Source organism: Planktophila turicensis (SeqCode) (genome assembly GCF_965234405.1).
In the GTDB taxonomy this organism is placed as follows: domain Bacteria; phylum Actinomycetota; class Actinomycetes; order Nanopelagicales; family Nanopelagicaceae; genus Planktophila; species Planktophila turicensis.
In genome coordinates this window covers 550,619-564,862 of record NZ_OZ248346.1, presented here as the reverse complement: position 1 = coordinate 564,862, position 14,244 = coordinate 550,619, and the positions used below count along the sequence as shown (strand labels likewise).

At 49.0% G+C, this 14,244-nt stretch carries 12 protein-coding genes; all 12 read right to left on the bottom strand.

Translation table 11 applies throughout. The features are described from left to right. Positions 1–16: 16 nt before the first annotated feature. Positions 17–1,144, bottom strand: a complete 1,128-nt coding sequence (gene ftsZ, locus AC8GFK_RS02915; RefSeq protein ID WP_095673428.1) for a cell division protein FtsZ — start codon at positions 1,142–1,144, stop codon at positions 17–19. Between the two features lie 143 nt (positions 1,145–1,287). After that, positions 1,288–1,959, bottom strand: coding sequence for a cell division protein FtsQ/DivIB (locus tag AC8GFK_RS02910; protein ID WP_506625675.1), 672 nt, complete (start codon positions 1,957–1,959; stop codon positions 1,288–1,290). Beyond that, a complete protein-coding gene (gene murC, locus AC8GFK_RS02905) occupies positions 1,952–3,325 on the bottom strand; it encodes a UDP-N-acetylmuramate--L-alanine ligase (RefSeq protein WP_506625674.1) in 1,374 nt (457 codons plus the stop codon). The genes AC8GFK_RS02910 and murC overlap by 8 nt, the downstream gene beginning before the upstream one ends. Continuing rightward, a complete protein-coding gene (locus AC8GFK_RS02900; protein WP_506625673.1) occupies positions 3,325–4,407 on the bottom strand; it encodes a UDP-N-acetylglucosamine--N-acetylmuramyl-(pentapeptide) pyrophosphoryl-undecaprenol N-acetylglucosamine transferase in 1,083 nt (360 codons plus the stop codon). The genes murC and AC8GFK_RS02900 overlap by 1 nt, the downstream gene beginning before the upstream one ends. Next, positions 4,404–5,567 (bottom strand): putative lipid II flippase FtsW, encoded by a 1,164-nt coding sequence (gene ftsW / locus AC8GFK_RS02895; RefSeq protein WP_506625672.1) that lies wholly within the window; start codon positions 5,565–5,567, stop codon positions 4,404–4,406. The genes AC8GFK_RS02900 and ftsW overlap by 4 nt, the downstream gene beginning before the upstream one ends. After that, a complete protein-coding gene (murD, locus tag AC8GFK_RS02890) occupies positions 5,560–6,954 on the bottom strand; it encodes a UDP-N-acetylmuramoyl-L-alanine--D-glutamate ligase (RefSeq protein WP_506625671.1) in 1,395 nt (464 codons plus the stop codon). The genes ftsW and murD overlap by 8 nt, the downstream gene beginning before the upstream one ends. 7 nt (positions 6,955–6,961) lie before the next feature. After that, positions 6,962–8,020: a phospho-N-acetylmuramoyl-pentapeptide-transferase gene (mraY, locus tag AC8GFK_RS02885; protein WP_095673422.1), complete on the bottom strand. Its 1,059-nt coding sequence runs from the start codon at positions 8,018–8,020 to the stop codon at positions 6,962–6,964. Further along, positions 8,017–9,408, bottom strand: a complete 1,392-nt coding sequence (locus AC8GFK_RS02880) for a UDP-N-acetylmuramoyl-tripeptide--D-alanyl-D-alanine ligase (RefSeq protein WP_506625670.1) — start codon at positions 9,406–9,408, stop codon at positions 8,017–8,019. Before AC8GFK_RS02880 ends, mraY begins: the two co-directional genes overlap by 4 nt. Continuing rightward, positions 9,405–10,886, bottom strand: a complete 1,482-nt coding sequence (locus tag AC8GFK_RS02875) for a UDP-N-acetylmuramoyl-L-alanyl-D-glutamate--2,6-diaminopimelate ligase (protein ID WP_506625669.1) — start codon at positions 10,884–10,886, stop codon at positions 9,405–9,407. The genes AC8GFK_RS02880 and AC8GFK_RS02875 overlap by 4 nt, the downstream gene beginning before the upstream one ends. Then, positions 10,883–12,688, bottom strand: coding sequence for a peptidoglycan D,D-transpeptidase FtsI family protein (locus AC8GFK_RS02870; protein WP_506625668.1), 1,806 nt, complete (start codon positions 12,686–12,688; stop codon positions 10,883–10,885). The genes AC8GFK_RS02875 and AC8GFK_RS02870 overlap by 4 nt, the downstream gene beginning before the upstream one ends. Continuing rightward, entirely contained in the window at positions 12,681–13,109 is a 429-nt protein-coding gene (ftsL, locus tag AC8GFK_RS02865; RefSeq protein WP_506625667.1) for a cell division protein FtsL, read from the bottom strand. The genes AC8GFK_RS02870 and ftsL overlap by 8 nt, the downstream gene beginning before the upstream one ends. Continuing rightward, positions 13,109–14,080: a 16S rRNA (cytosine(1402)-N(4))-methyltransferase RsmH gene (gene rsmH, locus AC8GFK_RS02860; protein ID WP_506625666.1), complete on the bottom strand. Its 972-nt coding sequence runs from the start codon at positions 14,078–14,080 to the stop codon at positions 13,109–13,111. The genes ftsL and rsmH overlap by 1 nt, the downstream gene beginning before the upstream one ends. Positions 14,081–14,244: the final 164 nt, after the last annotated feature.

The window sequence follows — 14,244 nt, the reverse complement described above, 5'->3', positions numbered from 1 at the left end:
GAAGTGCGTTCGTGGATTACTTCATGAAATCTGGAACATCAATTTCATCTTCAGAGACGAGCTCTTCAAATGTAATGCGCTTACGAGGAGAGGAATCCAAATCGAGCGCCACAGAGAGTGGATCATTTGAAGGGATTGGATCTGCAACGCCACCAAGAGTTGTTGCATTGATGACAGGCATCTCAACCTTCTTTGGCTCTCCGCCAGCAAAGCCTGCAGCGATAACAGTGATGCGAACTTCATCGCCCAGTGCATCATCGATTGTTGTACCGAAGATGATGCGTGCATCTGGGTGAGCAGCTGCCTGTACGAGCTCGCATGCTTCGTTAATTTCGAAGAGGCCGAGATCAGAACCACCGGCAACTGAGAGGAGTACTCCCATTGCTCCATCGATTGAAGCCTCAAGAAGTGGGCTTGAGATAGCAAGTTCAGCAGCACGTGATGCGCGGTTATCTCCGCGAGCAGAACCAATACCCATAAGGGCAGAACCTGCATCTGTCATCACTGTCTTCACATCTGCGAAGTCGAGGTTGATGAGACCTGGTTGAGTAATGATTTCGGTAATTCCTTGAACGCCTGAAAGTAGAACTTGATCAGCGCTCTTAAATGCGTCCACTGCCGTAATTGAGCGATCTGAAATTGCAAGAAGGCGATCGTTAGGAATAACAATGAGTGTGTCTACTTGTTCGCGAAGAAGTTCAATTCCTTCTTCTGCTTGACGTGAACGAATCTTTCCTTCAAATGAGAACGGCTTTGTAACAACACCGATTGTGAGTGCACCGAGATCGCGTGCAATCTTTGCAACGATTGGGGCTCCACCAGTTCCGGTTCCGCCACCTTCTCCTGCAGTTACAAAAACCATATCCGCGCCGCGAAGAATTTCTTCAATCTCTTCTGTGTGATCGATTGCAGCTTGACGACCCTTTTCAGGAGCAGCACCTGCACCGAGACCCTTTGTTGATGCGCGACCAATATCTAATTTCACATCTGCATCACTCATTAATAAATGTTGTGCATCTGTATTGATTGCGATGAACTCAACGCCTTTTAATCCAACATCAATCATGCGATTGATTGCGTTTACTCCGCCGCCGCCGATACCGACAACTTTGATGACAGCTAAGTAATTCTGTGGTGCAGCCACGTGAGTCCCCCTTTAGAACTGTAAACCTCTACTTGAGAATTACATTTCTACTCTCTTTGATGGCGGCAACGTATGGCGTATGAAGGTAGTAATCAAAGACCGCCACGAACTATTTTCTCAACTACAACTTGAGTGAATTGTTATTACTTAACGATGGGTGCATGTGGTGCACTCACATCAATGCGACGAATTTTCTTATTCTCTTCAAGTGTAAGAAGTGCGCTAATAACCTCTATTTTCAAGGCAGTTTCTTCATTAGCGCCCCACAAAATTTGAACGTTGCGACCATCGACATCTACAAAGAGTGCGAAGTTAGAGCTGTTGCGGGCAGTAAGAGATACGACACTTCTCTGAAACTCTCGTGGAAGACCTTGGAAAACTTTGATTGCAGCAAGGCCAAGGGCCGGAGTCTTGGCCGAGACTCGAGGAAGATCTGCCGTCGTAAATCCGGGCAGAGTGAAGATGGTTCCGGATGCATCGATGGTTGAGCCATTGAATATTGCAGTAGGTGTTCGGGGTGTCACGACTATCTCTACTGCTCCATCAAGCCAGTTACGAGCTACATGTGCAGACTCAATCCATTTAAGGTGAAGTAGGCGCTTCTCAATCGCTTGGGGTTCTACTCGTGCAAGCTTCTCACCTGTAGTAATTGCTGAGATCTTTGTAATCGCTGACTGTGATTCGGGTGTAGGCGAACCAGTTACCGTGATGGATGAAACTGTAAAGATTGAAGACCAAGCCAAGAGATAGATGAGCCCACCGAAGAGCGCCGCAGCAATGACTGCAACTAATGGAATCTTTGAGACTTTACGCAAAGCGACGTTGCAACCCTTCGGCGATGATCGGAGCAAGTGAATTCACATCTCCAGCTCCGAGAGTAATGATGACGTCTCCAGGATTTGCCATCTCAATCACGCGCTCTGCTGCTGAAGCAAAGTTAGGAATGAAATGTCCGCGGCTCATCTTTTCGGCGATGAGTGATGACGAAACCCCATGAATAGGTTTCTCGCTCGCTGCATAAATTTCCAGCAATGTAACATCGTCGGCAAGGTCTAGTGAAAGAGCAAAATCTTCTAAGAAAGCTTGTGTACGCGAATAACGATGAGGCTGGAAAATTACCAAGACGCGACCATCGCCGGCATAGCGACGTGCTGCCTGTAGCGTCACTGTAATTTCCGTTGGATGGTGGCCATAGTCATCAATAATTCTGATTCCATGTTCAGTCGCCTTTAATTCAAATCGGCGTCCAGCTCCGCGGAAGTTATGAAGTCCCTCAAGGAGTTGATGGATTGGCAGTTCAAGAGTCAGCCCCATCGCTAGACAGGACGCTGCATTCAGAAGGTTATGGTGACCTGGAACCTGAAGTTCGAGATGACCCACCGCTCTACCTCTCCACATCACGCGAGCTGAAGATCCCATCGCTTTCAATTCAATCTGATCAATACGCAGATCGGCACTCTCTGATTCACCGTAAGAGATAGGTGTGCACGTTAGCCCTAAGGTTCCAAGTCGCGTCGCCCCTGTGTCATCTGCGCAATAGATGAGAAATCCCTGCGGCGAAATAGTGGCTGCAAAGTTCTCGAATACCTCTGTGACTGCTTCAGGAGTATGAAAGAAGTCCACATGGTCATGTTCGATATTTGTAACGATCGCAGCAAGTGGTCGGTACTCAACGAATGATCCATCTGATTCATCGGCTTCAGCGACGAAGAAATCACCGGTTCCGCGGTGTGCATTCGACCCTGATGCGGTGAGTGTTCCACCGATTGCGAAGGAAGGATCGACTCCGCATGCCTGAAGTGCGACAGTGAGCATTGATGAAGTCGTAGTCTTTCCATGAGTTCCAGCAACAGCGATGCTCTTACTTCCGGACATCAGCGCCGCCAGCGCCTGTGCGCGAGTCAAGATGGGAATAGAGCGTTCGACCGCATAGGCCATCTCAGGATTAGAAGCAGAGATTGCAGTGGAGTAAATAACTACATCTGCTCCTTGAACGTGCGCTGCCTCGTGCGAAGTGAAAACATCAGCGCCAAGTGCGCGAAGTGCTGTGAGAACAGAAGAATCTTTTGCATCAGAGCCAGAGACTGCGATTCCATCGGAAAGTGCGATACGCGCTAGGCCGCTCATTCCAGAACCACCGATGCCGATGAAGTGAATCTTCTTGCCCTTAAGCGAATTCACTACTTACCTCCGTGCAGCGCGTGTTCCATCAGTGAGACCATCTTAGATGCGGCGTTGATATCGATATCTGAACCTGCGATGGTCGCGGTGGCGCTGTGAGAAATAAGACGCTTGATATTCGAAGTGAGCCAGCTGGCTGTGAACTCTTTCTGAGGCAGAATTTCGGCGCGAGATTGAGAAACGAGATCGCGCGCATTGAGTTCTTGCTCGCCATTTCCAATTGGCAATGGAATAAAGAGAGCAAAACGGCCCAATGTATTTACCTCAGCACATGTCACCGCACCGCTGCGAGAAATAATCAGATCTGCTCCTAAATAAGCAGTTGCCATATCGGTGATGTACCCGCGCGCTTCATATCCATCGAGCTTTGTTGGCTCCTCGTTGCGGGCACCAATTCCATGAAGGATTTGAACACCGGCGGCGAGGAGTGCAGAACGTGAATCGGAAATGACTTGGTTAAGAGCAACGGATCCTTGTGAACCACCAAAGATAAAGATGAGTGGCTTTGTTGTATTAAATCCAAGCTGACGTTTTGCCTCAGTGCGTGCCTTCTGCCAATCGTGCGACGCTGATCGATATGCGCTGACCACATCTTCACGAAGTGGCAATCCAGCTAGAAGTGATTCAGAAAGTTTTCCAGAGCCGATGGAATGTGTAATTGCAGTATGAGAAGTGAAGAGGGCGCCAAGACGGTTGGCCAGCCCGGGGCGCGCATTTGCTTCATGGATAACGATGGGAGTGCGTGTAAGTGCGGCAGCGATATAGGCAGGAGCTGAGACATATCCCCCGAAACCCACAACAAGATCGTTCTTGCGCATTAGCGCAACAGATTGCGCAACAGAGCGAAGGAGTGAAAAGGGTGCAACGAGAAGAGATGGAGAAAGTCGGCGAGCAATACGAACCTTTGTTATGTAATTAATTTCAAATCCAGCTTCAGGAACGAGACGTGATTCCAGTCCGCTACGAGTTCCAATAAAAGAGATTGTGGAATCTGCATGGTGAGCGCGCCATTCGCGGGCAACCGCGATTGCAGGTTCTACGTGTCCGGCAGTGCCGCCGCCAGCAAAAAGTACTCGGGTCACTTGTTCTTCTTCTTTACGATTTCTTTGCGCACCGCTGGATCACGTAAAGCAGCGCCTGCAACGAAACCAATTGCGCAGAGAGTTGCCACCAGAGCTGAGCCGCCATAAGAGACTAAAGGAAGTGTCACGCCAACAACAGGGAGAACGCTCGTTGCTGAGCCGATATTGAGAAATGCCTGCACGGTAATCCAAATACCAATTCCGGCACATGCATAACGAACCATTGGGTCCTGTGCGCGAAGTGCAATACGGAAGATTGAGTAGATAAGAACTGCCATAAGAATAAGAACTGTAAGTGTTCCAACGAGACCAAGTTCTTCACCAATGACAGAGAAGATGAAGTCAGTATGTGCTTCGGGGAGATTTCCCCACTTCTGACGACTGCCACCAAGACCCACACCAAAGAGTCCGCCAGTAGCTAAACCGAGCAAGCTATGAGCAGGTTGCCATCCAATATTTTTGTAATCCTCAGGTGCAAACGGGTTGAGAAATACTAGGAAGCGCTGCGCGCGATATCCCGATGTCGCAATTAAGAATGCCAAGGCAAGCGCTCCTGCAGCGGTGATCCAACCCAGGATGCGTAGTTGAATACCAGAGACGAAGAGCAGTCCAGCGAGAATCGCAGCCACGACTGAAGTGGTTCCTAGATCGTGGCCATACATGATCATCGCCATGATGATGAGAAATCCTGGCGCAATCAGCTTTACAACATTGGTGCTGTGGCGACCAGATTTCTCTTTACGAGCAAGAAGATAGCTTGCCCACAAGATCATAAGTAACTTGGCAAATTCGCTGGGTTGAACATCGAAAAATTTGAGATTAATCCAGTTGGTATTTCCATTCACCGTCTTGCCAAGTCCTGGAATAAAGAGCAGACCAAGAAGTCCAATCGAGATAACCAGACCGATACGGCCGATGATTTCCCAGCGGACAATTGGAAGCTTAGAAAGATATGCAGCAAGTGGAATTGAGACAACCACGAAGAGCAGCTGGCGAATCACAATGGATGCAGCGCTACCTTGGTTATCAATGGCTGTAATCGATGAGGCGGAGAAGACCATAATCAAACCGAGGAAGGTGAGCGCACCAGCGCTGACTAACAACATATAGAGATGATTAACTGGCTTTGCCAAAAATGTTGAAGCGGTCTTATTAGCCATTGATAACAACCTTCTCTACTGCATCTTTAAATCTATCTCCACGATCACCGTAGGAAATGAATTGGTCCATTGATGCGCATGCGGGAGCCAAAAGGACGGTATCTCCGGAAAGTGCTTTCGCGTGAGCTGCTCGCACAACTTCTTCCATTAATGAATTACTTGCTCCGCCTTTAACGTAATCAGTCGGTGCATCTATTCGAATAATTTCGATATGTGGTGCCTTCTCGGTCAACTCTTGCGCGATGAGTTCACGATCTTCACCGATGAGAATTGCGATGCGCACACGTGATTTGATGCGAGTAACAAGCTCTGACATCGATGCGCCTTTGGCTAATCCCCCAGCAACCCAGATGACTGAGAGCGCTGACATGATTGAGGCAGATGCGGCATGCGGATTGGTCGCCTTGGAATCATTGATCCACGTAATTCCATCCTTCTCGCCCACCTTTTCAATGCGATGGCGACCAGGGCTAAATTCTTGAATAGCCGCGCGAATAGCCTCGTGAGATGTTCCGACAGCGCGCGCTAGACCGGCTGCTGCCAAAGTATTGGAGACGTTATGGGGAACTGTTGGAGTTACTTCAACGAGTTCCGAAATCATGGCAGCCTCTTGCGGATCAGCAACAAAGGCGCGATCTACTAGCAGTTCCTCGACTACTCCAATTTCACCGGGTGCTGGAGTTTCGAGTGAGAAGAAGACTTTACGTCCCTGCCAATGTGTAGTGCGGTTAACGATCTCGCCATCATCAGCGTTGAGAACTGCAGTCATCGATTTATCGAGAATAGAGATTTTATCTTTTGCATAGGCATCAAATGAGCCATGCCAATCCACATGATCTTGTGCAATGTTCAGAATTGCAGAAGATACAAATTGCGCATCTTCTAGCCAGTGAAGCTGGAATGAAGATAGTTCGAGAACCAGAAAGTCATGCTTTTCGATGGAATCAACAGTTTCAATCACAGTTGTGCCGACATTGCCGCAAGCAACTGCTTGGAATCCTCCGCTACGAAGCATTGCGGCCGTGAGTTCAACTGTCGATGTCTTGCCGTTGGTGCCCGTCAGCGCAATCCATTTTTGACCAGTTGGCTTAAGGCTCCAGGCAAGGTCTACTTCATTGATGAGAGCAATTCGCGCAGCACGGGCTGCGAGTACAACAGGATGATCTTCGCGCCATCCAGGTGATACCAATAAGAGATCAAAGTTCGAGAAATTAACTGCATCAGGTGTGATGACTGAGAAACTTTCGAGCGACGTTACTTTCTCGTCAACAATCGTGACAGCGGAGCCTCGTTTTTCCAACGCACGCGCACAAGCTGCGCCCGTAACCCCTGCGCCGGCAACAAGAATTCGTTTGCCATCAAGGTTTGTGTAGAGAGCATGTGCCATAGGAGTTTTAGCTTGCTACCCATTGTGTATAGAAAAGTCCGAGACCAAGTGCAACGCTGAGGCCAGCGATGATCCAGAAACGAAGCACGATGGTGACTTCGCCCCAACCCATAAGTTCGAAGTGATGTTGTAGTGGCGCCATTTTGAAGAGTCGTTTACCGCCAGTGATTCGGAAATAGAGCACTTGGAGTGCAACTGAAAGAGTAATGATGACGAAGAGTCCGCCCAGTGGAATGAGCAAGAGTTGAACACGAAGGGAGGCAGCTAAGCCAGCGAGAGCTCCACCAAGAGCAAGTGAGCCGGTATCTCCCATAAAGATTTTTGCAGGAGATGCGTTCCACCAAAGGAAACCTGTACATGCACCCGCAAATGCTGCAGCAAGTACTGCGAGGTCAAGTGGGTCGCGCACGTTGTAACAGTTTGCTGAGGCAGTAACTGCGCAGCTCTGACCGAATTCCCAGACGCCAATCAGAACAAATGCCAAGAAAGTCATGACAGATGCACCGGTTGCTAATCCATCAAGTCCGTCGGTGAGGTTTACTCCGTTACTGGTTGCAGTAACCATGAGAGCAATCCAAATAACAACAAGTACTACGCCGAGAGTGATGCTGGTATCGCGCACAGTTGAGAGATTGAGCGAGATCGGAGTAAGTCCATCTTTATCTGGAAAACGAGTTCCGAGATAACCAAAGATTGAGGCGAAGAGAACCTGTCCGAGGATCTTTTGCTTGCCGCTGATGCCGCGAGAGTTCTGACGAGAAATCTTCATGTAATCATCGAGGAAGCCAACAAAACCTAAGCTGATGACAAGTCCGAGAATCAGAATTGCTGAAGTCGAAATAGAACTCTGCGTGACTGCGTGGGCCACAAGATAAGCAACCAGAGAAGCAAAGATAATGATTAGCCCACCCATTGTTGGTGTACCGCGCTTGGTGTGATGTGTCGATGGACCGTCATCACGAATGATCTGCCCGTAACCGCGACGAGCTAACGCTTTAATGAGCGCGGGGGTTCCAAAGAGTGAAAGGATGAGAGCGAGAGCTCCAGCAATCAAAATCAGCTTCATGCGTTCTCTTCACTCTCTTTCATTTTTTCCAACCACTGTGCAGAAATTGATTCTGCTAACTCTTCAAGCTTCTCCGATCGTGACGCCTTAACCAACGCAACATCTCCAGGATTGATATTGGCTGCAACGGTGAGTGCTTCAGCTTTATCGGCGCAGAGATGAACAGAGGTGGCGCTATCTGCTGCAATCTTTGCTCCGTAGATTGGAGCTCCAACGCAGACCAGATGATCGATTCCAAGTTCTGAGGCAAGGGTGCCAACACCTGCGTGATCGGCATCAGATGACTCGCCGAGTTCATTCATTTTTCCTACGAATGCCCATGACTCTCCCCCGCGCTCTTGCGCAAAGAGGACCAGAGTCTGCAAGGCCGCTGCCATCGCTTCGGGGCTGGCGTTATAGGCATCGTTGATCAGAACGAGTGAAGGAAGTTCGTGAATTTCCATGCGCCACTTGGCGGCTGATTCCGCGGTCGAAAGTCCGCCAGCGATTTGATCGAGAGAGAATCCGAGGACAGTTGCAACAGATGCCACAGCGAGAGCGTTAGCTACTTGATGCAGCCCAACAATGCGCAATCCGACAGCACTGCGCCCTTCAGGAGTAACGAGATCGAAATGTGCGCGACCTTCACGAACTTCAATATCGGTAGCACGGATATCGCAATCAGGGCCTTCACCAAAGGTGATGTTCTTGCCCTTGTGAAGCGCTGCCATCTTTGGAGTAAATTCGTCGTAAGTTCCTAGAATTCCAATCCCTTCTTCATGAAGGGAGGCAATGAGTTCTGATTTAGTTTCAGCGATAGCTTCAACAGAACCGAATTCACCAACGTGGGCAGTTCCTACCTTGAGGACAAGTCCGATATTTGGCTGTGCTATTGAACAGAGGTGCGCGATATCGCCTTTGTGGCGTGCGCCCATTTCAACGATGCAGTATCTAGTCTCCTCAGTGCAGTGAAGCAGTGATAGCGGAGCACCTATTTCATTATTGAAGTTTCCGTGAGGTGCCACAGTTGGCGCCGCTGAAGAAAGTACGGTCGCCAATAACTCTTTTGTAGTTGTCTTTCCCTGTGAGCCAGTAATTCCGATGACGGTGAGGTTGAGCAAGTTACTACGAACATGTTGTGCAAGTTTGCCCAGAGCAACTACTACATCGGATACAACGATATGTGAACCATCAACTGACTTCGTTGAGAGAGTTAGTACTGCGCCATGAGATCGAGCATCAGCTACATAGTCGTGCCCATCTACCTTTTCGCCTTTAATAGCCAAGAAGAGCGACCCGGGAGTTGCCTCGGCAGAGTTAATGACGGCTGCTTCTGTCACCGTGACGTCATTACCGTGCAGGGTTCCCTGAATAACTGATGCGATCTCAGATGCTTTCATGGTAATCATGGCTTGGCCTCAATTGCTTGCGCCAGCGCAATGCGATCATCGAAGGGAGTCACAACGCCTGCTACTTCTTGTCCGGTTTCATGTCCTTTGCCGAGAACTAAGACAGTGTCTCCATCTGATGCGAGAGCGACAGCTGCGCGAATAGCATCGCTGCGATCTTCAATGATTTGAGATGGCGCGCTATAGGTGAGTGAGGCTGTCATCTGAGAAAGTATCTCGCTTGGCGATTCAGAACGTGGATTGTCGCTGGTAAAGATTGCAATATCAGCGCCCTGCAATAACGCCGAACCCATAAGAGGACGCTTAGAAGAATCGCGGTCTCCCCCGCAACCAAGAACAGCAATGATTTTGCCAGCTGTAAATTCGCGAGCTGCCGCGAGAACGTTGCTTACCGCATCGGGTGAATGCGCATAGTCAACGAGCGCTGCATAACGCTGACCAAGTGAAACTGATTCAAGACGACCTGGTGCGCCAGATAACGTTGGAATAATTGCAGCTAGTTCAATGGGATCAATTCCGCATTCAACAGCGATAGCAACTGCAAGCAATAGGTTGTCGAGGTTATATCCACCGAAGAGTCGAGTACGTGATTCAATCAAGATTCCGCCTGCCCCACGAATACTGAATTCAATTCCACGAGAAACGTTATGAGTCTCTACAAAATGCCAGGTAGCCTCTCTATTTGCTCGCGAGACAGTCGTAACGGGAATCCCTGCCTCGGTAGCAAGGCGTTGACCGTATGGTGAATCTATATTGATAAATCCTTGTTCAGCATATTCAGAGGTAAAGAGTTGCGCTTTGGCTGCAAAATACGAATCCATATCGTGGTGAAAATCTAAGTGATCTTGCGAGAGGTTGGTGAAGGCAGCTATTGAGAAGTGGCTACCTTTCATGCGCTTTAAAGAGAGTGCATGGCTGGAAACTTCCATAACTAGATGGCGCATATGACGTTCGCGCATCACAGCAGCAAGTGCTTGAAGCTCAGCTGCCTCCGGTGTTGTACGTGAGCTCTTTACAACTTCTGCGCCGATGCGCGTTTCAACAGTGCCAATAAGTCCGCTCTCGCGGCCAACTGCTTCGAAGATTTGATAGAGCAGTGTTGAAACTGTGGTCTTTCCATTAGTTCCGGTAATTCCAATGCTGACAAGATCACGGGTTGGATATTTATATAAAGAGGAAGCGGCAAGTGCTCCTGCAGTACGGACATCCTTAACAACGAGGGCTGGAATCCCAGCACAGTGAACAAGGCCGGCTTCATCTGTAAGAACGGCAACTGCGCCACGCTTTATTGCTGCTTGAACAAAGGTCGCACCATGAACACGCGCCCCAGGAATTGCAAGAAAGAGATCGCCTGCTTCAACCTCTGAATCCACATGAGTTACGCCGGTAAAGGCGACGTTGTCACCGTGTAGAGATGCACCTATCAACTGCGCCGTATTTTCGAGGGTCGCAGTAAACGGTGCGAGTGGGCGAATCATTGCTTCTTTGCGCTTACCTGTGTTGCACGAGCTCGAGTGAGTTCAGACTTTGTCAGAGCAACAGGAAGAACCTTGGTTCCTGTTGGTGCCACATGTTCTGATTGGAGTACGAAAGTCATTACCTTCTTAAATACAGGTCCACCAAGTGAACCGCCGTAGTGGCCGTTACGTGGATCTTGCAGAGTAACGCTGATGACGTAGCGAGGAGCATCTGCAGGAGCGAAACCAATAAATGAAGCGGTGTAACCGCTGTAGCGACCTGTCTTCTGGTCGTATCTCATTGCGGTACCTGTTTTGCCTGCAACTCGATATCCAGGAATCGCTGCACTGGGCGCAGTTCCCTGAGATGAAACAACGCTCTCCATCATGAGACGAAGTTTGATTGCAGTATCTTCGCTGACGACACGAACGCTTGAGCGATTTGCTGTTGGTGTGAAGTGTCCAGATGGATCACTTGTTCCTGCAATAACTGTTGGGGAGACGCGCACGCCATTATTTGCAATCGTTGCAAAGACGCTCGTGGCCTGCATTGCTGTTACTGAATATCCCTGACCGAATGCAACTGTTGGAGCTGTAGTTCCAGACCAGTTCGAAACCGGGCGAAGCAATCCTGCAGATTCTCCTGGAAGTCCGGAACCTGTCTTCGAGCCAATACCAAATCTAGTGAGGTAGTTGTGGAGCGTGTCATTGCTCATGGTTTCGCCGACTTTAATTGTTCCAGTGTTACTGGAAACTGCGAGGATTCCTGAAGATGTTAGTTGCTGAGTTGGATGTGGTTCGTGATCGTGAAACGGAGAACCACCGCGCTTGAGCATGTAAGGCACTGTAAATACTGTTGTTGGAGTAATTGTCTTCTCTTCAAGAGCTGCCGCCATTGTCATAACTTTTCCAGTTGATCCTGGTTCGTAGACATCTTGGACAGATGGGTTACGCATCAATGCAAGAGGCACATTCTTTGTGTTATTTGGATTAAATGTTGGAGCTGTTGCATGAGCGACGATGGCGCCTGTTTTTGGATCCATCACAATAACTGTTCCGCTGACTGCGTTGGCACTCTTGACTGCATCGGCGATTGCCTTAGATGCAACCCACTGCACATCGCGATTGATGGTGAGGCGAATATTTGTGCCCGCTTTAGCTGCAACGATTTCGCGCTGTGAACCAGGGATTTCAGCTCCGTAGCCACGTGCGTATGAGTACTTACCGTCGGTGCCGGTGATGATTGAGTTCAAGCTTGATTCGATACCGGTTGCACCAATTCCATCAGCGCGAACAAAACCAACGAGTGATGAAATCAGCTGCCCTGATGGATATTCGCGGATGTATGAACGCTCTGGGAAGAAACCGATGATGCGCTTATCGAAGTACTTATCATCGAGCGCTTTGTTGTATTCATAAATTGCTTCGGTCAACTTATCCCAGAGTGCTGGGCGACCGTTCTTAAGAACGATTGAGTACTTTCGAGTGCCTGTGATGTTCTCTTGAACATCAGCAGCTGATAGACCCAAGATGGGAGCAACAAAGTTTGCAACGCGTGCAGGATCAGTGATTTGTGTCTGATCTACGACGATGGTGATTGCTGAAACGCTACGAGCAAAGGCGATGCCATTGATATCTGTGATTTCACCGCGTTGAGCTGGAATTGTGCGGGTCGACTGCATCTCATTGGCAGCTTTTTCTTGGTAATTACTTGCCTGAACAACCTGCACTCTGAAGAGCTGTGCTGCCAGGATTGTAAAGAGAACGAAAATTCCGATAATCAAAATGTTGATACGAGCTTTAGATAAGAGCAGGTTACCCATTTGCTACACCGCCTTCGGGCGTTGTGAGATCAAGGAAGACCGGGGTTTCAGATGGACGCATGCCAAGAGCTGTAGCGGCTGCGGCTAACTTCTCAGGAGCTGCATAAGAATCAATCTGGCGATTTACGGCATCGCGTTGATCGGCTACTGCCTTCGCTTCTGTCTTGAGATTAGAGAGTGTGAATGCATCTTGAGCTAGAAGTGTGTTGACTCCAAGAAGAACGAGGAATCCTGCAGCGCTGACAACAGTTAAGAATGTTGCAAAGTATTTATGTGTTGCGCGGGCACCAGATGAAATCTCAGGGAAGAGACCAGAGATGATCTCTGCAGTGCGCTCTGAAACCTGCTTCTTTGCCTTGGGTGCAGATTTCTTTGTAAGAGGACGAGCAGTTGAAACTTTACGAGCGGTGGCAAGAGACATTAGGCAGCCACCCTCTCGATTGCACGAAGGCGAACTGATGCCGAACGTGGATTGGATTCGAGCTCTTCTGCAGTTGGAGTCTCACTTGAGCGGAAGACAAGTGAGAATTTCGCTGCATATTCAGGAAGTTCGATAGGAAGATTGCGTGGAGATTTCGAGGTTGAAGCCTCTGCGAAGACCTCTTTAACGATGCGATCTTCAAGTGATTGGAAGGACATCACCACAAGGCGACCGCCAACCATGAGAAGTTCAAGTGCATCAGGAAGAGCACGAGTGATTGCACCGAGTTCATCATTAGCCTCGATGCGAAGTGCTTGGAAGGTGCGCTTTGCAGGATTTCCACCTGTGCGACGAGTAGCTGCGGGAATGCTCTCTTTTACAAGAGTTGCCAATTCAGTTGTTGAATTCAGCGGCGCCTTTGCGCGAGCTTTGACGATATTTTCAACTATACGAGTTGCAAACTTCTCTTCACCATAGGTGCGAAGAATCTGAACCAACTTGCCTGGTTCGTAAGTATTGAGAATCTCTGAAGCAGTAATTCCTCGGCTGCGATCCATGCGCATATCAAGTGGCGCATCTTGTGAATAAGAGAATCCACGATCTGTTTCATCGAGTTGGATTGATGAGACACCAAGGTCAAAGAGAGCGCCATTAATGTGGCTATATCCAAGGCCTTCTACAACAGTTGAAATCTGATCAAAGACGCAATGCGCTGTCTTGAGGCGATCTGCATATGGTGCAAGGCGCTTCGTTGCGCGCTCTAGTGCGATTTCATCGCGATCAATTCCAATAACAGTAAGGTTTTCAAAACGCTGCAAGAGTGCTTCTGTGTGTCCACCAAGACCGAGAGTTCCATCAACAACAACAGGATTTGAAGAAGCGAGAATTGCGGGAGCGAGCAGATCGACACAGCGATCGCGCATTACAGATATATGTTGCATCTTCTCCCCCGTTCTCTTACTTCGTTTCATTTACTTTTTATTGCTGTGCAATAACTTCGAGCGCTCATCTCTGGTCACCGCCGGCCGACGGATCTTTTTCGATAGCGACGCCGGGGAAGGGACGTCGCTGCCGGCCTAACATGAATGGAAAGGTCGGCGGTGGCCACAAATGAGCGCTCTATGTAGTTGTGTTC

Excerpts from the sequence above, each read along its gene's own strand:
- mraY (WP_095673422.1), bottom strand. The coding sequence starts at position 8,020 with ATGAAGCTGATTTTGATTGCTGGAGCTCTCGCTCTCATCCTTTCACTC.
- murD (WP_506625671.1), bottom strand. The coding sequence starts at position 6,954 with ATGGCACATGCTCTCTACACAAACCTTGATGGCAAACGAATTCTTGTT.
- ftsL (WP_506625667.1), bottom strand. The coding sequence starts at position 13,109 with ATGTCTCTTGCCACCGCTCGTAAAGTTTCAACTGCTCGTCCTCTTACA.
- rsmH (WP_506625666.1), bottom strand. The coding sequence starts at position 14,080 with ATGAAACGAAGTAAGAGAACGGGGGAGAAGATGCAACATATATCTGTA.
- ftsW (WP_506625672.1), bottom strand. The coding sequence starts at position 5,567 with ATGGCTAATAAGACCGCTTCAACATTTTTGGCAAAGCCAGTTAATCAT.
- AC8GFK_RS02870 (WP_506625668.1), bottom strand. The coding sequence starts at position 12,688 with ATGGGTAACCTGCTCTTATCTAAAGCTCGTATCAACATTTTGATTATC.
- AC8GFK_RS02880 (WP_506625670.1), bottom strand. The coding sequence starts at position 9,408 with ATGATTACCATGAAAGCATCTGAGATCGCATCAGTTATTCAGGGAACC.
- AC8GFK_RS02875 (WP_506625669.1), bottom strand. The coding sequence starts at position 10,886 with ATGATTCGCCCACTCGCACCGTTTACTGCGACCCTCGAAAATACGGCG.